This is a genomic window from Belliella calami, from assembly GCF_022549695.1.
Taxonomy (GTDB): domain Bacteria; phylum Bacteroidota; class Bacteroidia; order Cytophagales; family Cyclobacteriaceae; genus Belliella; species Belliella calami.
In genome coordinates this window covers 147,920-169,025 of record NZ_JAKZGS010000003.1, presented here as the reverse complement: position 1 = coordinate 169,025, position 21,106 = coordinate 147,920, and the positions used below count along the sequence as shown (strand labels likewise).

Here is a 21,106-nt window from a genome sequence, read left to right as displayed (position 1 = left end):
ATGAAAAACATATTAATAACTGGAGGGTCGGGATTGGTAGGAAAAAGAATCACTGCACACCTTGAAACAAAAGGATATACGGTCGCTTGGCTCAGTAGATCCCCAGACAAATACGAACAAAAATCATTTTTTTGGGATTTGGATTCTATGAAAATTGATGAAAATGCCATAGAATGGGCAGACGCAATCATACACCTTGCAGGTGAAGGGGTAGCAGATAGCCGCTGGACTGCCAAACGGAAGCAGGCAATCCTCCACAGCCGTACCCACTCCACCCAAATCCTTTCCGAAGCAATATCCAAAGCAGAGAAAAAGCCAAAAACCTTCGTAGCTGCGAGTGCTGTTGGCTATTATGGTTTTGATACAGGAGACAATTTGATCACAGAAAACAGTCCAAAAGGCAATGATTTTTTGTCACAAGTAGTGATTGCTTGGGAGAATGAAAGTCAACGAATGGAAGATCTTGGTTTGAGAACCGTTATGTTGAGAATTGGAATTGTGCTTGATAAAGCTGGCGGTGCACTAAAAGAAATGATGAAGCCGCCCGTTGCAGCACCACTGGGTTCGGGAGAGCAATGGATGAGTTGGATACAAATTGAGGATTTAGCAAGGATGTTTGTTTTCGCTGTGGAAAACGAAACCTTATCGGGAGTTTTCAATGGCGTTGGTCCACAACCAGCTACTAACAAAACAGTAACAGAAATTGCTGCAAAGAAAATTGACAAAATGTTTGTCAATATAGGAGTGCCTGGATTTTTATTGAAAATAGTGCTGGGTGAAATGGCACAAATGGTATTGGGAGGAAATAAAGTCAGTTCAAAAAAAATAGAAGCAGCAGGATTTAAATTCCGATACCCAACGCTGGAAGAAGCACTGGAAAAAACATTCTCAAAGGGAGGATCAAGGGACTGAAAATTGAACCTGTTCATTTGAGACGAGAGGTGTAAAGCAAGACAAGAGACAGGAGTGTAATGTACTGACAAAGAAATGAGAATATGCCCTGTAAGGGCAACTGACAATAACATTGGGTTTCAACCCAATGCAATGGTAAATATCTGATCCACTTTTGACCAGACGGGGCAATTGAATGGCTAGCGAAAATAAAGAAAAATCAATAAAAAAAGTGTCAACTATTTTCAAGACGTGACTGGAAATATTGAGAAGTTAACAGAAAACTATCATCTATTTCAGGATGAGACACTGCTAGATTTCCTATTTCAACTAGTCCCTTTTCTACCAAAAAGAAACCAAAGGATAGTGCCGAGCAATGGCAAAAACAACACCACCAAAATCCAAACAATTTTATCACTCCCTGTACCAAACCTTCTTGTCAATACGTCATATATAGTATATGCGTAAATCAATAATCCTATTATTCCTAATCCAAACATAGCTTTTAATTAAATCTGTTAAAATTATTAATCTTTTGATTTGGCGCAATTATCCAATAGATAATAGTCCCTATTGGATTTGTAAATATGACTATCAAAATCCAAATCAATTTCATATTCGGATCTTGAAAATTAGATCTAACTATATCAATTATAGTGACAACCCAAAAAATAAAGAACACAAAGGCTAGAAAACCAAATATCAAAAGACCGGCTCCGCCTACCCCTCCAATTATCAATAAATTCATCTATATCTAAGTTTTTGTTTGCGTGCTAAATGGCCATAAACAAATGGTGCCAATGGATTTGCAAAAATCAAGAGTAATACCCAAAGCATCTTTACTGATTTATCCTTAAATTCGGATCTTAATAAGTCAACAATACACCACAGCCATAGTATAGCATAAAGTGCAAATGCAAAGAAAACTGCATTTGGCACAATTAAATTCATTGAACTAGGGGAGACATATTCCATGTTTGGAAATTTAAGCTTAAATTCTAATGAATCGAATCTACAAAAAATAGTTTGAAACTACAGCCAACTAATAAATAAAAATGAAAATATTGCCGCAAAATATCTTAACAAGATGCTTTACCATCTTTCTTTTTTTCAATTCTACGTTGGGTTATTCTCAAATAGACCTTTCGTATTACCTTCCTGACAATCACTTCTATGACCCTAATATCCCTACTCCAAAGGATGTATTGGGTTTTGAAGTAGGTGAGTGGCATGCATCTTATGACCAAGTTGTAATGTATATGAATGCCCTCGCTGCTGCATCAGATAGGGTTACAGTAGAAGTAATCGGCAGAACTTATGAAATGAGACCACAGCTGACTTTGACGATTACGAGTCCTTCAAACCATTCCAAAATCGGGGAAATCAAGTCTGAAAGAAAAAAGATGAGACTTCCAAACGTAAACCTGAATACCAAAGATATGCCTGTAGTGGTATATGCTGGCTATTCAGTCCATGGAAATGAAGCTTCAGCTGTCAACGCTTCCTTGCTGGCAGCCTATCATTTTGCTGCATCGAAAGATGTGGCACCTGATTTGGAAAACATGATCATCTTAATCGACCCATCCCTCAATCCCGATGGTGTAAATAGATTTGCTTCTTGGGTCAATTCAAACAAAAGCTCTACACCTAATGGTGATCCAGCGAATAGGGAGCTCAATGAACCTTGGCCAAGAAGTCGTACAAACCACTATTGGTTTGACCTTAATAGAGACTGGTTACCTGTCCAACATCCTGAATCAAGAAATAGGGTCGCTGTCATTCAAGATTGGTTGCCAAACATTCAATTGGATTTTCACGAAATGGGAGCAAATAGCACATACTTTTTCCAACCTGGTGTACCAAGTAGAAACCACCCATTGACTCCAAAAAGGAATTTTGAACTCACCGAAAAAATCAGCAGGTATCATGCACACTCCTTGGATAGCATCGGTTCACTCTATTACAGCAAGGAGGATTTTGATGATTTCAACTACGGAAAAGGCTCAACTTACCCAGATGTACAGGGCTCAATAGGAATCTTGTTTGAGCAAGCTTCTTCTCGTGGTCACTTGCAAGAGAGTATCTACGGTCCGCTAAAATTCGAATTTACCATCAAGAATCAATTCAACACTACACTATCTTCAATAAAAGCTGCCAAAGAGCTCAGGGAAGAATTAAATACCTATTTGAAAGACTTTTACAAAGAGGCAAAAACAGAATCAGATCTTGATACTGATAAAGCTTTCATTTTTGGAACACAGGAAGACGCAGGAAGAGGATATCATTTAGCCGACCTTATCCTACAGCATGATATTGATCTTTACAGCTTGATGGAGGATATCACTGTGAATGGGGTTGAATTCAAAAAAGAGAAAGCTTATATCGTACCGCTAAACCAACCTCAATACAGATTGATCAAAGGAATATTTGAAACTAGGACTGATTTCCAAGACAGTTTGTTTTATGATGTCTCAGCTTGGACCATGCCAATGGCCTTTAATATGAATTACGTAGCTTTGAGCAGTCGGATACTCAATTTGGCAAGTGTGGAACAAGTCAGCAAATCCCATAAATTGAGTGAAGGAAAAGTGAATGGTGATGCTGGTGCAAAAACTTATGCTTTTGAATGGGGAGAGTATTATGCCCCAAAAGCCGCTTATCAATTATTGAAAAAAGGCTATCTCGTAAGAGTAAGCCATGCAGAGCTTGAGTCAAATGATGGCTTGAAATTCAAAAGAGGAAGCATCTTTGTCGACAAAGGTCAAAGTAAGGTGAATGATAACGATTTCTATGCAGACCTTCAGGCTGTTGCCAAATCAACAGGAATAGAAATCTATGCTATCAACAGCAGCAACACAAAGGGAATCAACCTTGGATCACCTAGCTTAGATGTGCTTGACACTCCCAAGATAGCACTTCTGGTAGATGGTGGTGTCTCCAGTAGTGAAGCTGGAGAAATATGGCATTTACTGGATCAAAGGTTTGAGATCCCAGTTACTTTATTGTCTTTACAAAGACTCGGCTCCTCTGACTTAAATAGGTACAATACCATCTTAGCACCAAATGGAAATTTCAATGACTTGGGAAAAGAAGGTATTGAGAAATTGAAAAGTTGGATAAATGCAGGAGGGACATTGGTAGCTCAAGGCACTTCACTTGCTTGGCTCGATCAAAATGGTATTGGTTCATTCAAATTCAAAACTGAAACAATACAGGAATCTGAAACCCAAAAATCCTATGCTGACTTCAACAATGCAACTGGCGCTAGAGTTACCGGAGGTGCAATTTTCAATGTCCGCTTAGACAATACACATCCAATAGGATACGGATACGAATCACCAGAACTTTACAGTTTCAGAAGCGGGAATCAGTTTTTGATCCCTTCCGAGAACCCATATGCCAACCCCATGATCTACACGTCAGAGCCTTTGGCAAGTGGATATGTCCATCCATTCAACTTAGATCAGATCAGAGAATCTGCCACTATCAGTGTATCAAGTGTAGGCAAGGGCAAAGTTATTGGCTTTGTTGACAACCCGAATTTTCGTGCATTCTGGTTTGGCACCAACAAGCTTTATTTGAATGCCATATTCTTTGGCAAAACAATCAAAGCAGGAACTGGAAGATAACAAACAAGCCCCGAGGAATCCTCGGGGCTTGATCAATTCAGAAGAGTTTTCTTCTTTTCGATTAACCTAATCCAATCTATTTCGTTCTTCAGTACTTCCACTTCTGTTTGACACCCTAAAGCTTTCTCCTTGAGCAAATTTATACCTCAAAGTCAATCTTACACCTTGGTTGCTTCTATACTGTCTGAAGGTGGTATCAATCTGATCAAACTGTACATTTGCCCTTATCACTTGTGTCCTCAATAAATCAGTTCCGTTGACTGTAAGTGTGAATTTCTCTTTTGCAAATGATTTTGTAATACCAGCATCCAATCCACCCATTGCTCCAATTGTAGCCTGCCCCCAAAGCATTGGCCCCATGTACATGCCGATGATTTCTGCTTTGAATCCTTTTGGCAAGATAAAATTATGCTGAGATCTCATCATGTAAGACACTTGTGACACATCCAGCATTGCATCACCGATCATGGACTTCCACTGGGAATAATTCACTTGAAGCATGTTGTTGGTATTCCACCAAGGCGTGATTTCCAAAGGAACTATTGCTCTAAAGTTTATATTTTGTGACCTATCCAAATTGGCATTGAAAGTAGTCGTAGTTCTGGACTCTTCATCTTGTTCGAAGATTTGCTGAAAGACATCCGTGGTCAAAGAATACCCCAGACTAAATTGATATGCCCCTTTGATTACGTGATTCATTTCAAGATTGTGTGCATATTGAGGTCTCAAGTTTGGATTTCCCCTTTCAGTAGTCAAGGGATCGATGTAGAATACAAAAGGATTCAATAGCCTATAATTTGGTCTGGTTATTCTTCTGTTTGCATTGTAAATAATCTGGTAATCCTTACTCACCTTGTGCTGCACAAATACACTAGGGAAAAGATCAAAGTACTTTTGGGAATTTTCTTGGCCCAATGTCACAGAAGTCCCTAGAATATCAGAATACTCTCCTCTCAAACCAGCCTGAAAACTCACCTTGTCTGAAAACTTGCTCTTGTATGTAGCATAAGCAGCCAACACATTTTCATTGTACACAAACCTATTGCTATTGGGATCAGGAGTGTAAGGAGCTTCTTCCAACGAGCGAGCCAAGTCCAGGTCATTGTCTGATTTCACCCAACTTCCTTTCAAACCTGTCTCCAACACTCTTCCCTTTCCAAATGGTTTTGTGAAATCAACTTTTGCAGTAAAGATGTTGTAATCCATACTATTTATATTTCTAATTCTATCATTCACGGCTTGACTTTCCTCTTGATTCAACCAATATGCATTTGAAAGCACAGCCTCAGCATTTGAATTCATATTTGTGAAGTCAACATCAGTAGTAATTTTGGTACCCAAAGTATCCAGCAAACCAACATAATGGAAGTTTGCAAATACCCTTCTATTTTGATTCTTGCTATCATTCAGGGATCTGAGAAAGTTCCTGTCTTCAGTCCCAGGATTTGACACCTCAGTAAGTGCAGCACTCACATCTTTTCCATTTGATCCAGATGCTTGTACGCTCACGCCCACACTGTGATTCTTGTTGATTTCGTAATCAGACCCTCCCGAAAAAAACAGGTTTCTATTTCTAGTCGTAATCCTACTCTCTTGATCAAAATTTGAAATCCCTTCATCCAACTGGAAATTCCTGTTGATTTCCAAATCGTTGAAAACTGCATATTCACTGTAGTTGACACTTGCATTGTTTGTCCATTTGCCTTTCTTGGCATTTACAGTCACTCCTGTATTTGGGGCAAATTGTCCATTGTACTGACCTCCTACCTGAACACTTCCAAATACACCGTCAATGTTATTTTTTTTCAATTTGATATTGATCACTCCAGCGCCACCTTCAGCATCAAACCTTGATGTGGGATTGTTGATGATTTCCAGGCTTTTGATATTGTCAGCAGGCATTGCCCTTAAGAAATTAGCCAGATCTTCTGCACTCATGTATGTTTGGCGGTCATTGATCATCACAGTCACGCCTGATCTTCCGTTGAGGTTGATGACTCCATTTTGATCTACATATATTCCTGGAGATCTACCGATGACGTCTAAGGCTGTATTGCCTTCAGCCATTACTGTCCCTTCGATGTTTACTGTTGTTTTGTCAGGCTCGATGATTACTTCAGGTCTTGTGGCTCTTACTGTCACTTCTCCAAGCGCTGCTATCTCTTCCTCCATGGTGATTGCACCAAAATCTTTTTTGTCACCAGATTGAATTTCAAAAGATTCAGACTCGAAAGTTTCAAACCCTATTGAGGAGATTACAAGCTGCATCTTTCCTCCTTTGGAAGATTCTATTCTGAAATTCCCTGCTTCGTCGGTCACAGCTCCAGTCAGCAATGATCCGCTTTGGGCGTCCATCAACATGACGTTTACGAAAGGAAGAGATTCTCCTTTTTGATCTTTTACCTGACCTGTGATTTCTGTCATATCTTTTGCCGCTAGATTGCTCATTCCTAAAAGGAAGAAGAAAAAGATCGTGAATACTTGTATCGTGATTTTCATTAGTGTTGGAATTAATTGTGTCCGAATCGTTTGGTATCCTCCCTAATGAAAAACAAGTGCCAAAGCAAAAAATAATTCTTAACATTCTTATTTTCAGTATTTTAAAAAATAAAACAAAATATTATGTGTATCATAATCGTACATATCGTTCGTTCGGTATAGAAACAAAAAAGCCCAGAAATAAAATTTTCTGGGCTTTTTTTCAAACTAGTCTTTGACTTTAAAAATACCTACCAAGTCTTCATACAAAATCCCAATAAGACCATTCACATGCAAAAAACCTTCATCTGGAGCAGTGTCATTCAATTTAGGTAAAAGAAACGATTTCTCATATTTCAAAGACTTTGTATTGTAGACATCCAAGATTCTTTGACCAGGAAACTTTCTTTCTCCTACATTAGAAATTAAAATCAATTTATCTTCATAAATAAAACTATCCAAAATTAATTCCGCAGCATTGTCCAACATTACACCCGAACCTATTTCTAAGACCTGTGGCAAAGGGAAGTCTTGAATATACTTAGAATGCGTTACTTCACCAGTTTGAAAATTGTATTTAAACATAAAACTCGCAAAATATGAAGTGAAAAATAGCTCATTCCTCGAAACATTGACTACTCCTTCATAAATTAATCCAGAGTGATCTTCTCGAAACAGAATGTTTATCTCCTCAACAGGTTTAATTTCATTAGAAGATATATCTATGTAATCAAAAACTAATTTAGCCTTATCTTCAATAGACCAAACAATAAACTTATTATCACCGAAATATGATCCCCCCAAGATGCTTTTACTAAAATTATGACTAAAATAAACAGAATCATTAAAATCCTGAATTTTAAACCTATTCAATTCTGAATCAAAAATTTCCACACTACGTGATTGATTGATCTGAAAGTTTCTCACCATAAGATTTTCTTTGGGCCCATCCCCCCACCTACCCAAGGTATCTAGCGTACGGAATTTTTGATCGAATTTAAAAATCATTTTCTCTGGATAATAATACCCATATCCAGTATCCAGATCGAATTGAATTCGGTACAAAGGCAGTTCCAAATACATACTATCAACAAGGACAACTTCATCAAAAATCCTATCATGGCGTCCTTTGTTAGAGCTATCTTCACATGAAAATAAAAAACCGGTAGCAATCACCATTACTACCGATACCCACAATTTACTTTTTTTCATACTGATCAATGAATAACTACCACTGTGCCTTTCCCCCTGTAAATTGTACCAAGTTCTCCATGAGAATGCATACAAACATATTTATCTCCAGAAGGACAACTAATAACCTCTCTTCTACCCTGCGCTGTATTTTCAAATGTAAAAAACAACAGAAAAGCAAGAAACAACGAATAAGTAAATATTAGAATCTTTTTCATATTAAGGATTGATAATAACCTCAGTTCTTCCTCTTCCTTTCCTTACCTCTAGCCCATCTTTTATATAGCAGATATACTTATCTCCCCCAGGGCAATTTACAATTGTGCCTGCTACTACTGCAGCAACTTCAAACTTTGGATTACTAAAGCAAAAAAAGCTTACCATTAGCAAAATAACATTTCTTTTCATTGTGAACTAGTTTAAGAGTTTTTAAAAATTAACAACGGTGGAAAACTAAAAAAAAAAATATAATTGCAAAAAATATCATCAAATTTTTTGATTAAAAAATATGAGTATCCGCAATGTTGCACGTAGGGTAAGAAGTACCTTTATAAGTTGCGGATACTCGTCAGCAGACAACAGCTCACAGTCAACAGAACCACAAATCGTTCTTCCAACAACCCATTGTTTGGCTACGTGCAAGGAAGCGGATAGTCATATTAAAAAAACATTGATAGTAATTGACCCTAAGATTATGAAAGCTTTTTACAGTAAATTTTTGCAAAAACCCCAGCCTTTTCAGGCAAGAAAACATCCTTATATTCAGGGACAGGTACCAAGTCTGGAATCTTCTTCTGTAAACAATCTTTGCTTCATTCATATCAAATCCATTCCGATTACTTCGTTTATGCAAATCATCGTTTGTACAATTTCTCCCCCTAATTCATTCTTTGTGTCTTGTCGTAACACCTACAAAAAAAGCCCAGAAAGATAAACTTCCTGGGCTTTTTTGGGTGAAAAGTAATACAACTTATTTAGCTGCTTCAAATCTTTTGCTTACTTCTTCCCAATTCACAAGATTCCAAAATGCCGACACATAATCAGGTCTTCTGTTTTGGTAGTTGAGGTAATATGCATGTTCCCATACATCTAATCCTAAGATTGGAGTACCTTTTACTTCTGCAACATCCATAGTAGGATTGTCTTGGTTTGGAGTAGAGCTTACTACTAGTTCGCCATTAGAAACTGACAACCAAGCCCAACCTGAACCAAATCTAGTTGCAGCAGCTTTGTTAAATTCTTCTTTCAAAGCATCAAAAGATCCAAATTTAGCATCAATTGCTTTAGCCAAATCACCTGATGGTTGACCTCCAGCATTCGGAGCTAAAATTGTCCAAAAAAGGCTATGGTTGAAATGACCTCCACCGTTATTTCTTACGGCTGCATTTGAACCAGCTACTTTCATCAGATCCTCTAGTGATTTTCCTTCAAGATCAGATCCTTCTACAGCTTTGTTCAAATTAGTAACATAAGCATTGTGGTGCTTGCCATGATGGATTTCCATAGTTTTTGCATCAATATGCGGCTCAAGCGCATTTAAGTCATAAGGTAATTCTGGAAGTTCAAAAGCCATTTTTTTTAAAGTTTTATAGTTAGAAATAAAATTAAATTTTCTTTGCGTGATTCAGTTAACAAACCAAGTCTCTACTAAAATGGTTCTCTTTTTCGCTAAAACATCTCACTTTCTTAATTTTTTGAAAAATTCATCCAACAATTGCTTGGATTCATCTGACATCAATCCTGATTTTACTTTGGTTTTTGGATGAATCAAGCGCTCTGCCACTCTTGAGAAACCTCTGCTTGGGTCAGAAGCCGCATAATGGATCTCTCCAAGTTGTGACCAGTAGCTCGCTCCTGCACACATGACACAAGGCTCCAAAGTCACATACAATTTGCATTCATTAAGATACTTTGATCCCAAGGCATTTGCGGCTGAAGTAATCGCCAGCATTTCAGCATGGGCTGTCGCATCTGTAAGTTTTTCTGTTTGGTTATAAGCTTTTGCTATAATTCTGTTTCTACACACGACTACAGCACCAACGGGGATTTCATCATCTTCAAAGGCCATTTTAGCCATTTTCATAGCTTCATTCATAAAAAACTCATCAGTCAAAAGCTCCATGTATTTTTGTTGTTTAACGTAAATATACCTGCAAGTTAAAAAAATCATGTAGTTAATTGGAAATGGTTATCAGTTGAATGGTTGATTTAGGGAAATGTGGAAAGGGTTTGAGGATTGGTCAGGATTATGACCATACCAAAATCTAGCTCTATTTTGAATATGGTAAGCGAAAAAAAGACCTCAAAAGTTTCCAAAACTTTTGAGGTCTCCTATTTCTTTATCTCGTTTCTTTCGAGTTAATTTTTGACCGAATATATTAGAATATCAAATCAATCATCTCTTTTCTTACTCCTTCATTGATGATTAAAGCTAGGATCAATGATACGATCAAACCAATCATCGCCCTGACCACATCTTTTCTTGCAAGTCTATAAGCTCTTACCAATCTCGCTTTTCTTTTCTTCAACTTCCTTGATTTTGCCAATGCAATTGACAATTCTCTACCTCCAAGCAACCCTATAAATACCCAAGTAGTACTCATTGGTACATTACTCACTATTTTGAAATAGAAGAGGATTATGGCATAGACAAAGTCCACTATCGTAGCTGCCCTTACATCGGTTACTTTGGTTTTTTCATTTACTATACCTTGGATTCTGTCTCCTTTGAGGTAGAATAAAAATCCTAAACCTATAAATACAAATCCTGTGTAGGCTACAAATTCCCAAACATTTAATTGACGTGGAAGAAACACAGCTATATTAGCTGCATCTTGCATGATCCACACTGCCCAAAGTGTACCTGAAGTAATCCACTGCAACACGTACCAATAAGGCTTTGCTTGACCTTTCAAATAGGTTTTGACGAATTTTTCAAGTGTAAACCATACGATTATAGCAATGAAAAATGCCAAAAGATATCCGAGAAAACTCTTTTGCATGACACTGACGATCGTTCCTGCTTTGTAAGTAAAAACATTCAGCAACAAAAATGTGGTAGAAACCGGCATTCTCAATCGTGTCATTACCAACAAAACTATCGGTGCTGCAATCTGCAAAAAGACAAAATTTGTAGGTGCTTGTTCCAAGCCAGGCACTTGAAGTCTTTCATAACTCACATCTCCATTGAAAGTCAGCCAACTGTAAGTGACTGTACCAACGAAAATCAGCCCCATAAAAAGCCAAAGCCAGTACCATTTTCTACTTTGGTTAGAAGCGATAAATGTTCCTATGGTCTGGATACTGTCATTGGCGATAGCTGAATAAGCTGCCAGAGCAAAACCAAACCACATGGCTGCATAGGTATATGGAGTAATAATTCCTGCTATCGAAACCAGAATCAGAATTACTATTAAAAAAGGTTTTTCTTTTCTAGTGAAATCAAAAAGTGAATAGGAGGCTTTTGAGAGCGCATCCTGATTGATGTTTTGATCTTTAAGTTTGGCCATAATTTTAAATTGGCGTGTTTGAGTTTGAGTGCAAAGTTAAAGAAGATTATTTGGCTTGAATGTTAATTTATTGTTAAGTCAATGATACCTTTTATTAACACTAGGACTTTGCGCATTTGGGATCGATTTTTCTAGACCAAACCAAATATTAAGAATTACATAGCTCAAAATAAAGAATAAAATTTCATTTTGTAAATTTTTATCCGGACTTCTTCATTATTAATATTAACAATATCTTCATATGCTTTCCACTTAAATATGGATGTTCTGCTTTTACTTTGTGAGATAATTTTGACTATTAAATCGTTAGGCTGGTTTTTCTATAGATGACAGGGATAACTCAAGGTGCAAACAAACCCAATAAAGCAATCTTCATACTGCAGATGATATTTGCGTTGTTGGTTTTTATGTTTTCTATAGACATGCTTACTGTCTCTATGCTCCAGCTAAACAGCGAGATAGCAAGAGACATTCTGCAAGCTACAAACAATCCATTTGTGGGACTTTTTATTGGTTTGCTGATGACTGCATTGATCCAAAGTAGTTCTACAGTCACCGCAATGATTGTAGCTGTAGTGGCATCGGGAAACTTGAGTTTAATGCAGGCAGTACCTTTGGTTATGGGTGCAAATATTGGCACTACCATCACAAGTACCTTGGTTTCTTTTTCTTTCATTATGAAAAAAGGAGAATTCAAAAAAGCGCTGTCTGCAGGTGTGATTCATGATATTTTCAATATCATAACAGTAGTTATCTTATTTCCACTTGAAATGTACTTTGGGTTTTTGAGTAACTCAGCCTTATTTCTAACTCACACTTTCTTTGAATCAGACAATAATTCAGGGACAAATTATCAATACAATGTGATTTTTACGCGACCTGCCACATTATGGCTCGTATCCAAAATCAATGCTCCAGTTATCGGTATGATTCTGAGTGTGCTACTAGTATTTGGGGCTATCAAACTGCTTTCTGAGACTGTATTCAAATCTTTTGTATCAGGAAACTTCAAAAAAGTAAGCAAACACATATTCAAAAATCCGGGAATTGCCTTTGTATATGGAATTTTCTTCACAGCAGCTGTTCAGTCAAGCACCGTGACCACTTCATTGATAGTACCTGCTGTAGCCAATAGAAAGGTCTCATTGATCAAAGTATTTCCATTTATCGTCGGTGCAAATATAGGCACAACCATTACAGCCGTGATAGCGGCAATTTATAAAACCGAAGCAGCCATAAGCATAGCGATTGTACACATTTTGTTCAATGTTCTCGGGGCACTTATTATCTTACCTTTTCCTTCTATAAGGAACATCCCTGTAAAAATCGCTACTTTTCTCGGCCGAGAATCTGTAAGAACCAGATTTATTGGGTTTGCATACATTTTACTCACATTTTTCATCATCCCGTTTCTTTTGATCTATTTCAACAAGAATGAAGATGTAAGGCAGTCACATTACCAAGTCAAAACAAAGACGGAGTTCTCTGTAGATAAATAACCTTACTCAGAATTTTCTTCCAAAATCTGGACACCCGAGCTAGTTCCTATCCTATCTGCACCGGCTTCGATCAGTGCCTTTGCTTGCGCCAGTGTTTTGATTCCTCCGCTTGCTTTGATACCCACATTGCTGGGAAGATTTGCTCTCATTAGCCTAATATCTTCCACCTTTGCTCCTTCTGGGGCAAATCCTGTAGATGTCTTTACATAATCTACACCTGCATCTCTACAAATCTCACAGGCCTTCACAATTTCTTCATCGGAAAGATATGCTGTCTCAATGATTACCTTCAGAATCCGCTCATGTTGATGGCATAGAGTGGCAAGTTTGGCCAACTCTATCTTTGGCCAGTTCAAGCCTGCTTTGAATGCTGTCAAGGACCAGACTACATCGATCTCGTCAGCTCCATCTTTGATGGCTTGTTCCGTTTCAAAAACCTTTGTCTCGGACATATTATACCCAAGAGGAAAACCAACTACAGTTACCAACTGAATATCTGCATTACCAATTTCCCTTTTGGCTTTCTTTACCCAAAAAGGAGGCACACAGATTCCTACAAATCCAAATTCTTTTGCTTCATTTACCAACTTCTCAATATCTGAGTCCAAAGTAAGTGGTTTGAGTACTGTCTGCTCAATATACCTCGCTAAGTTTTTCATTTATCCGATTCATTTATTCCATCCAAATAATCTCTCAAATATATAAATTCAAGAGTCAAATCCCCATCTTTTGCAATTGTAGCTCGGTCGACCATCTCTGAGCTTGGCTCAAGGATTTCTGGAACCAAATACTTCATCAATTGCTCCCCAAAATCTTTTGATGCATCTCTTGGCAATTCAGTTGGCAAATTATCTATAGCCATTATAGAGATACTGTTTTGCTTTCCGAAAGGTACTAGTTCTTCGAATGTATCCCTATCAATGTCAAAAACAGGGTCATGGACTTTGCTAGCTCGTATTGTGGTAGGAAGAGATCCATCGATGTCGCATGTAATATCTGCTATTACAGAAATATTGAAATCTTCAGATTTGATATCCTGCATCCTAAAAAGTCTAGGTGCTCTATTATCCCAATATGCAGCAGAAACAAAGATGTCACTTACTTCTGTGAACTTGAGAAAATGGCTCTCATATTTTTGGGGATTTGAATAGAATTCATCCCTATCATATCCTCCGTCAGTTTTTCTACGATTGTAATCTGAAGAACCCAGTAATGTAAACACGGGTTCTTCATAATAATTAAACAGAAAATCATGCGGATCAATCTGCTTTATCCCAACAGTATCCAGCACTTCCAAAACCCCTCTACCAACTCTTCCAGATCCTGTAACTACAATTTTGATCGGTGGCAGTTGGACTTTTTTGAGCTCATCTTTGAGCTCCATTAGATCAAAGCAATCATAAGCCCTTCTTAAATGATAAAGACCTGTCTTCTGCCCATAAGTCCACAATCCATTGTAAGCTCCAACAATTCCAGCCCATCTCCCAAATGCAGTAACCCTTTGACCATTTTCGTTTTTTAGCGCTTCATAATCTATTAGCTTAATATTTTTCTCAATTATCGCTTGGAGCAACCCTCTGTTGTATGGTTGCTTTTTTATAGTATGTGAAAAAAATGCATAAGTTTTGTTGGGAATCAATAGCGCTATCGGAACTTCTTTGATACCAAAAAGAAAGTCACATTGGCTAAGATCATCCAAGACCTTTATTCCTCTGGCTTCATATTCGTCATCAGAATAGCATCGCACATCACTTTTTTCAACAAAAACTTCAATATGTTGATGCCTTCTAACGAGTTCCAAAATTTGTTCTGGGGTGAATGCTACCCGTCTGTCAGCTGGACTTTTCCCTTCCTTTATCAATCCTATTTTCATAAACTTAAAACAATGAGGTTATCTCTTAATTATATTTAAAAATCAGTTTCGATCAACACCTGAATAGGCTACATGGCCTTTTGGATTGAATCAAAATTAGGTCTTGGATTCGATTTAAAAGTTTCTTTCTCATATCAGACTTGATTTACGTTATTATATGGGTTTAAACTAAAGATCTGAATTCATTGATCTGCACTTCTCAAGTTATAAAAAAATCATAAGGATTTTAGAAAAAGGTAATGCTTCAGGGTAAAAAAATTGTACTATAACAAAAAAGGCAACTCTCTGAGCTGCCTTTTTTTATTCTTGCATTTAATCTATCCCTTTGAAATCCACATCAAATCTTAGTACAGAGTTTGGTGGAATGTTTTCAATATCATCAGAATTTCTATAACCTAAAGGTGATGGAATTATCAGAACAGCTTTTGATTGTGGCCTTAGCCTTCTAAAACCAAAACCAAAACCCTGAATAGTTCCACCTGTACTTCCTATTTGTGGGACTGTGAATATAAAAACATTGTAATTTCTGTTTTCTTGATAGATATCATTTTCCCTAGCTACAGCTTCAATAGTCGTATCAAACACAGATCCGTCAAGTAAGCTTCCGACGAAGTCTGTATAAACAACAGTTCCGTCAGTCGGTCGACTTCCAGCCCCTTCTTCCTGAATGAATATAACTACGCCAGAAGGATCATCTATTCTCTCACCTTCGATTGGATTATCCCTAAGGTATTCAGCAATTTTTACGCTGTCGATCGCAAAATTCCCCGCGGCATCATATCGATCTCCTCCAGGCAATTGTTGATCACAACTTATAATTGCACCAACAGTAAAAAGGATAAGTAAGTATTTTAAATGCTTCATTTAGAAGTTTATTTTTAAATTTAAGTTAATCATTTAAGGTATTCCTCCTGACTTCCTTAAGATGTATATCAAAAATCAAAGGAGAATTCGCTGGAATCCTTCCACTCGCTGAAGGCCCATAACCGTAAAGTGAAGGGAATATAGTAGTAGCCTTATCACCTTCTTGCATTTTAGAAAGAGCAAACATAAAACCTTCAATGAGTCTATCTCTCCCTACAATAAATTGCAATGGTTTGTATTCCCTTTGTTGCACTTTTATGTTATTGGCTTGCGCAATGCTATCGATAGATGTGTCAAAGACAGTATTATCAAGCAGCTTTCCTGTATAATCGATATACAAAGTATCGCCTATTCTAAGAGAGTCAGTAGTATTCATTGCTTCTTCCCAAAAGATATAAAATCCATTGGGTTCATCTTTGAAGGTCTTTCCACCAGGCAGTGGATTCTCTGCTATGTACTTTAATATGGCCTCTTTATCTTGCTCTAGTCTAACACTAAAATTTTCTTGTTCGGAAATACATGCCGACAAAAGGATAAATGCCGAAAACACAATTAAGCTTACTTTTTTCATTTGTTTATTATTGATTTGAAATGTCAAAATTAGCTCCGAACACTGATCGGGTAGAATCTAGAACGGATAAAACAATCATTTCGCTATAGAAGTAATGATTGTTTTATCCGGATTAATTTCCAATTCTATAATTATTTGACGTCAGTAACTTCTACATCAAATACCAAAACAGAGTTTGGTTTGATAACCGCTCCTGAACCTCTTTCACCATATGCCAAAGTAGAAGGGATAATCAATTTAGCTTTAGAACCTTTTTTCAACAATCCTAAACCTTCATCCCATCCTGGAATCACTCTTCCCATCCCCACTTCTACATCAAGAGGTGCATATCCGTCAAATTGGTCTCTTTGTTCGTTGTAAACACCAGCTTCTTGCGCTTTCTCTTTCACACTCGTGTCAAAAACCGTCCCGTCGATCAGGTATCCTGAATAATTAACAGAAGCTACTTGACCAGTCTCAATCTGATCACCACTTCCTTCTTCTTCTATGACGTAAAATAGACCTGATTCTGTCCTGCTTGCATTCAAATTATTTTTAGAAATATATTCTTCTATAATTTTCACATCTTCTTCAAGCTGTTTTACAGATAGTTCTGCTTGCTTTTTCACTTGTGCATCTTGAAGCGCTGTAAAATAAGCTTTGGTTCCATCTTCATCCAACACATCAATCACACCAATCCTAACTTTCACATCAGAACTGTCTTTGATAAAAGGAGGTGTGTTAAACTCACCGAAAATCTTTACAGAAGGCGCTTGGAACACAATACTATCACCTTTCTTAAGTCCAAGTAGGATTTCTTCAATTCCCACACTAGATTCTAACGAATCATTATACATAAAATATTGTGGGGCATTTTGGTCATATGTAGAAATGAATGTAGAATCATTCTCTGTTGTCACAATAAGATTATAAAGAACAAACTCACCATTTTTTGGGCTATCTTTACCTTCTTTGATGTAAGTATATTCGATGCCATCAGTTGTCGTTTTCTTTGTTTTGGTACAAGAAACCATACCTATTGCAGCTGCAAAAACGACGGTTGATAATAAAAGACTCTTAATTTTTTTCATGGATAAGTTCAAGTTGTTTGAATAATGTGTTATAGTTTTCTTTAATTAATTTCTCAAATTTCTCTGTTGTTTCGCTCAAAGTCAAGTCCGATTTTCCACCGGAAGCATTTTTGTGTCCACCACCATTGAAATATTCTTGTGCAAATTTATTGACAGCCACTTCCTCGGTAGATCTGAAGGATATCTTGATACCATCTTCTCTTTCTGTGAATAATGCTGCTATTTTGATTCCTCCTATTGACAAAGCATAATTGACCAAACCTTCAGTGTCTCCTGTTTGAGAAGAGTATTTGCGAAGGTCTTTTTTGCTGATGGCAAAATAGGCGATTTTGAGATCTTCATTGATTACCAACCTTCTAGAAATCGCAAAACCTATGAATTTTAGCCTGTTGACGCTATTGGTATCATAAATCAATTTTGAGATTTTTGAATTGTCTGCTCCCAGCTCAATCAATTCTGCTGTAATTAGGTGCACATTTTTTGTCGTATTGGGATGTCTGAATCCTCCTGTATCTGTCATGATCCCAGAATAAAGACATTCTGCAATATCAGAATCCAAAAGATCCTTGTCCCCAACCTTTACGATCAATTCATACAGCAATTCACAAGTAGCGGCAGCATCAGTACTCCAAAATCTAAAATCACAAAAATCCTTTGGATCTTGGTGGTGATCTATATTCACTTTGTAAGCTTTGGAATCTTTGACATAGTCCTGCATGGCCTGAAGCCTGCTCAAACATGAAAAATCGAGGCAAAAAATAATTTCAGCTTCCTGAATTTTCTTTATTGCTTCTTGCTGGACACTTTTATCCTCAAAGTTGATTACAGCATCATTGCCCTTCATCCAGTGAAGGAAAGATGGATAATCAGATGGTGTAATCACTGAAACTTCATGCCCCTTTTTCAGCAGATAGTTAGCTAATCCCAACGAGGAACCCAATGCGTCTGCATCTGGCTTGTAATGGGTAGTTATGACTATTTTTGCTGGAGTGGCGATTTTATTTTTAAATAACTCGAATGCTTGCATTTTAAAGCTTTTGTACCTGTTCTTTTTAGAACACAGTTTGCAAAGGTCATGATAATTTTTTAAAAATCCCAATATCTATAAGGCACTCAAAACAAAAGAGATAACACAGATTTTATATACATCATTCGGAACTTCATTTATTTCCCGTATTTTTGCACCCTAATTCATAAAAACGAAATAAATCTAATAATATGGCAACTAACAGAACTTTCACCATGATCAAACCTGATGCTTTTGCAGCAGGGAATGCTGGTGCTATCTTGAAAATGATCGAAGAAGCTGGTTTCAAAGTAGTAGCAATGAAAGCTACTAAATTGACTCCTGAATTGGCAGGTAAATTCTACGAAGTTCATCAGGCTAGACCATTCTACGCTGACCTTTGTGCTTATATGTCTTCAGGACCTATCTTCGCAGCGATCTTGGAAAAAGACAACGCAGTAGAGGATTTCCGTAAATTGATCGGTGCTACAAACCCTGCAGATGCAGCAGAAGGAACAATCAGAAAAATCTTCGCTACATCTATCGAGGCGAATGCCGTTCATGGTTCTGACTCTGACGAAAATGCAGCAATCGAAGGAAACTTCTTCTTCAATCAAGCTGAGAGAGTTCTTTAATCAGAATTCTAAGGAAAAGTAAAACAGCTAAGCAAGAGAAACATGATAAGGTCTTTTGAAATATGGTTGAAATAAGCCTACGGCGAAATATAAATAACTACCACTTATATTGTCACTAGAGGCTCTATTATAGGACTTAGAGGATTCTTCAAAGCACTCGATTTTAGCATAAAAGCCCATAGCCCGATTTTATTCAGGCTATGGGCTTTTTTAATTCGCTTACTATCCTTTAGATTTCAGGGCTACGCCCCTCGTTTAATAGTCTTTTGTTTATTTTCTACCAAGAGAACAGGGCTAACGCCCCTTTTTTTTCAAAGACCTTTTTGTCGAGACGAAATTGTTTTTCTACTTTAGATAAAGGTATCAATTATCATCCTCATCGAATTCATCTTCATCGGGAGCTCCCATGTCAAACATAGAACTGAAGAGGTCTTTGAATTGCATGCCTGTATCAAGCAATTTTTTGCTAAGTTGGCTGTATTCTGCCAAGCCATGTAAGGCAAATTCCATAAAGAACTCTTTTTCTTTTTCAGGAAGTCCTTTGATTGTTGCCGTAATTATCTCTTCCAAACCCGGCACATTGTGTAATGCTGTTTTGTACTCTTTGTCAGATTGGGATGCAAGAATATCAAGTGAATTCCCTTCACCAAACCAGGATAATGGCAACACGTAAGGATTCCCCTCTTTGTCTTTTTTCTTTTGCTCTGGAGAAGGGAAATAATCAACGAACATGGTCCTAATTGCCTTACCGATTAAGTTGTATGCAACCAACCCTGCTCCTTCTTGCTCTCCTTCATAGACCAATTCGACTTTTCCTGTGATCGCTGGAATCACTCCTATCAGATCTGAAATTCTGACAACGGTATTTTCTTCCTTATTTTTATAAAGCCTTCGCTCGGCAGCAGAAATCAAGTTTTCATAAGCAGAAATAGTCAATCTAGCTGAAACACCACTTTTCTCGTCCACATATTCGCTATGCCTTGCTTCTATGGCAATCTGTTCGATCAAATCCTTCATCAGCTCTGGCACATGTATCTTGTCCAAAGGCTTGCCATCAAGTTTTGCTTCTTGGGCTGTGATTTGCTTGCCTATTTCTATTGTTTTTGGATAGTGTGTAATGATTTGACTTTCAATCCTGTCTTTCAAAGGTGTGACGATCGAACCCCTATTGGTATAATCCTCCGGATTCGCGGTGAATACAAATTGAATGTCCAAAGGCAGCCTCAACTTAAATCCTCTGATCTGAATATCGCCTTCTTGCAAGATATTGAAAAGTGCTACTTGGATTCGGGCTTGCAAATCTGGAAGTTCGTTGATCACGAAAATCGACCTGTGTGAGCGCGGTACCAATCCATAATGAATTACTCTTTCGTCATTGTATGACAATTTCAAAGTCGCAGCTTTGATGGGATCCACATCACCTATCAAATCAGCTACGGAAACATCTGGGGTAGCCAATTTTTCAGTGTAGCGATCAGCCCTGTGCCACCAGGTGATTGGTGTATTATCTCCTTTGGCCTCTATCAGTGCCAAGGATGATGAAGAAAGTGGTGCTAAAGGATCATCATTAAGCTCCGAACCTTCTATAACTGGCACAAATTCATCCAACAAAAATGTCATCATCCTAGCAATTCTTGTCTTTGCCTGTCCTCGCAATCCGAGTAGATTGATATTGTGTCTAGAAAGAATCGCCCTTTCGATATCAGGAATGACCGTATCCTCATACCCCCAAATTCCCTCAAAGACATTTTCTCCCTTTTGGATTTTGGCAATCAGATTCTGCCTGAGCTCTTCTTTGATAGATTTGGGTTCGTAGCCAGCAGCCTTTAACTCTCCCAATGTTTTTATATTCAGTAATTCTTTTGCAGTTAGTTTATTATACTCCATTTT

At 37.6% G+C, this 21,106-nt stretch carries 21 protein-coding genes; 4 read left to right on the top strand and 17 right to left on the bottom strand.

Translation table 11 applies throughout. The annotated features are described in order from the left end of the window. A complete protein-coding gene (locus MM236_RS05420; protein WP_241273927.1) occupies positions 1–912 on the top strand; it encodes a TIGR01777 family oxidoreductase in 912 nt (303 codons plus the stop codon). A gap of 305 nt (positions 913–1,217) precedes the next feature. Here MM236_RS05420 and MM236_RS05415 read toward each other — a convergent pair whose 3' ends face one another. The 3 genes from MM236_RS05415 to MM236_RS05405 are packed head-to-tail and all read right to left on the bottom strand — an operon-like array spanning position 1,218 to position 1,842. Further along, on the bottom strand, positions 1,218–1,391 hold the full coding sequence (locus MM236_RS05415) for a PLDc N-terminal domain-containing protein (RefSeq protein ID WP_241273926.1): 174 nt from the start codon (positions 1,389–1,391) through the stop codon (positions 1,218–1,220). 5 nt (positions 1,392–1,396) lie between these two features. Then, complete coding sequence (locus MM236_RS19685) at positions 1,397–1,639, bottom strand: PLDc N-terminal domain-containing protein (protein WP_255742340.1); 243 nt, start codon at positions 1,637–1,639, stop codon at positions 1,397–1,399. Next, positions 1,636–1,842, bottom strand: a complete 207-nt coding sequence (locus tag MM236_RS05405) for a PLDc N-terminal domain-containing protein (RefSeq protein ID WP_241274168.1) — start codon at positions 1,840–1,842, stop codon at positions 1,636–1,638. Before MM236_RS05405 ends, MM236_RS19685 begins: the two co-directional genes overlap by 4 nt. A gap of 104 nt (positions 1,843–1,946) precedes the next feature. Between MM236_RS05405 and MM236_RS05400 the strand changes: the two genes are divergently transcribed. After that, on the top strand, positions 1,947–4,520 hold the full coding sequence (locus tag MM236_RS05400; RefSeq protein ID WP_241273925.1) for a M14 family zinc carboxypeptidase: 2,574 nt from the start codon (positions 1,947–1,949) through the stop codon (positions 4,518–4,520). Positions 4,521–4,586: 66 nt separating this feature from the next. Here MM236_RS05400 and MM236_RS05395 read toward each other — a convergent pair whose 3' ends face one another. The 7 genes from MM236_RS05395 to MM236_RS05365 form a co-directional block, all read right to left on the bottom strand. Continuing rightward, positions 4,587–7,019, bottom strand: a complete 2,433-nt coding sequence (locus tag MM236_RS05395; RefSeq protein ID WP_241273924.1) for a TonB-dependent receptor — start codon at positions 7,017–7,019, stop codon at positions 4,587–4,589. Positions 7,020–7,226: 207 nt separating this feature from the next. Beyond that, positions 7,227–8,210: a hypothetical protein gene (locus MM236_RS05390; RefSeq protein WP_241273923.1), complete on the bottom strand. Its 984-nt coding sequence runs from the start codon at positions 8,208–8,210 to the stop codon at positions 7,227–7,229. 5 nt (positions 8,211–8,215) lie between these two features. Beyond that, positions 8,216–8,407, bottom strand: coding sequence for a hypothetical protein (locus tag MM236_RS05385; protein ID WP_241273922.1), 192 nt, complete (start codon positions 8,405–8,407; stop codon positions 8,216–8,218). A 1-nt stretch (position 8,408) separates the two neighbouring features. Next, positions 8,409–8,597 (bottom strand): hypothetical protein, encoded by a 189-nt coding sequence (locus MM236_RS05380; RefSeq protein ID WP_241273921.1) that lies wholly within the window; start codon positions 8,595–8,597, stop codon positions 8,409–8,411. A gap of 562 nt (positions 8,598–9,159) precedes the next feature. Further along, positions 9,160–9,762 carry a superoxide dismutase gene (locus tag MM236_RS05375; RefSeq protein WP_241273920.1) on the bottom strand — a complete coding sequence of 201 codons (603 nt, stop codon included), beginning with the start codon at positions 9,760–9,762 and terminating at the stop codon, positions 9,160–9,162. 105 nt (positions 9,763–9,867) lie between these two features. Further along, a complete protein-coding gene (locus MM236_RS05370) occupies positions 9,868–10,311 on the bottom strand; it encodes a nucleoside deaminase (protein ID WP_241273919.1) in 444 nt (147 codons plus the stop codon). 256 nt (positions 10,312–10,567) lie between these two features. Continuing rightward, positions 10,568–11,698: a hypothetical protein gene (locus MM236_RS05365; protein WP_241273918.1), complete on the bottom strand. Its 1,131-nt coding sequence runs from the start codon at positions 11,696–11,698 to the stop codon at positions 10,568–10,570. A 326-nt stretch (positions 11,699–12,024) separates the two neighbouring features. On the opposite strand from MM236_RS05365, the gene MM236_RS05360 reads away from it, so the two are divergent. Then, complete coding sequence (locus MM236_RS05360) at positions 12,025–13,197, top strand: Na/Pi symporter (protein WP_241273917.1); 1,173 nt, start codon at positions 12,025–12,027, stop codon at positions 13,195–13,197. Between the two features lie 2 nt (positions 13,198–13,199). Here the strand turns inward: MM236_RS05360 and deoC are convergent, their stop codons facing one another. The 6 genes from deoC to MM236_RS05330 form a co-directional block, all read right to left on the bottom strand. Then, a complete protein-coding gene (gene deoC / locus MM236_RS05355; protein ID WP_241273916.1) occupies positions 13,200–13,856 on the bottom strand; it encodes a deoxyribose-phosphate aldolase in 657 nt (218 codons plus the stop codon). After that, positions 13,853–15,070: an NAD(P)-dependent oxidoreductase gene (locus tag MM236_RS05350; protein WP_241273915.1), complete on the bottom strand. Its 1,218-nt coding sequence runs from the start codon at positions 15,068–15,070 to the stop codon at positions 13,853–13,855. The genes deoC and MM236_RS05350 overlap by 4 nt, the downstream gene beginning before the upstream one ends. A gap of 312 nt (positions 15,071–15,382) precedes the next feature. Next, complete coding sequence (locus MM236_RS05345; protein WP_241273914.1) at positions 15,383–15,934, bottom strand: FKBP-type peptidyl-prolyl cis-trans isomerase; 552 nt, start codon at positions 15,932–15,934, stop codon at positions 15,383–15,385. Positions 15,935–15,959: 25 nt separating this feature from the next. After that, positions 15,960–16,505 carry an FKBP-type peptidyl-prolyl cis-trans isomerase gene (locus tag MM236_RS05340; RefSeq protein WP_241273913.1) on the bottom strand — a complete coding sequence of 182 codons (546 nt, stop codon included), beginning with the start codon at positions 16,503–16,505 and terminating at the stop codon, positions 15,960–15,962. A gap of 131 nt (positions 16,506–16,636) precedes the next feature. Further along, entirely contained in the window at positions 16,637–17,575 is a 939-nt protein-coding gene (locus MM236_RS05335; RefSeq protein ID WP_241273912.1) for an FKBP-type peptidyl-prolyl cis-trans isomerase, read from the bottom strand. After that, on the bottom strand, positions 17,562–18,602 hold the full coding sequence (locus MM236_RS05330) for a DHH family phosphoesterase (protein WP_241273911.1): 1,041 nt from the start codon (positions 18,600–18,602) through the stop codon (positions 17,562–17,564). Before MM236_RS05330 ends, MM236_RS05335 begins: the two co-directional genes overlap by 14 nt. A 191-nt stretch (positions 18,603–18,793) precedes the next feature. On the opposite strand from MM236_RS05330, the gene MM236_RS05325 reads away from it, so the two are divergent. Beyond that, positions 18,794–19,216, top strand: a complete 423-nt coding sequence (locus MM236_RS05325; RefSeq protein ID WP_241273910.1) for a nucleoside-diphosphate kinase — start codon at positions 18,794–18,796, stop codon at positions 19,214–19,216. A gap of 363 nt (positions 19,217–19,579) precedes the next feature. Here MM236_RS05325 and MM236_RS05320 read toward each other — a convergent pair whose 3' ends face one another. Next, positions 19,580–21,103 (bottom strand): P-loop NTPase family protein, encoded by a 1,524-nt coding sequence (locus MM236_RS05320; RefSeq protein ID WP_241273909.1) that lies wholly within the window; start codon positions 21,101–21,103, stop codon positions 19,580–19,582. Positions 21,104–21,106 lie beyond the last annotated feature (3 nt).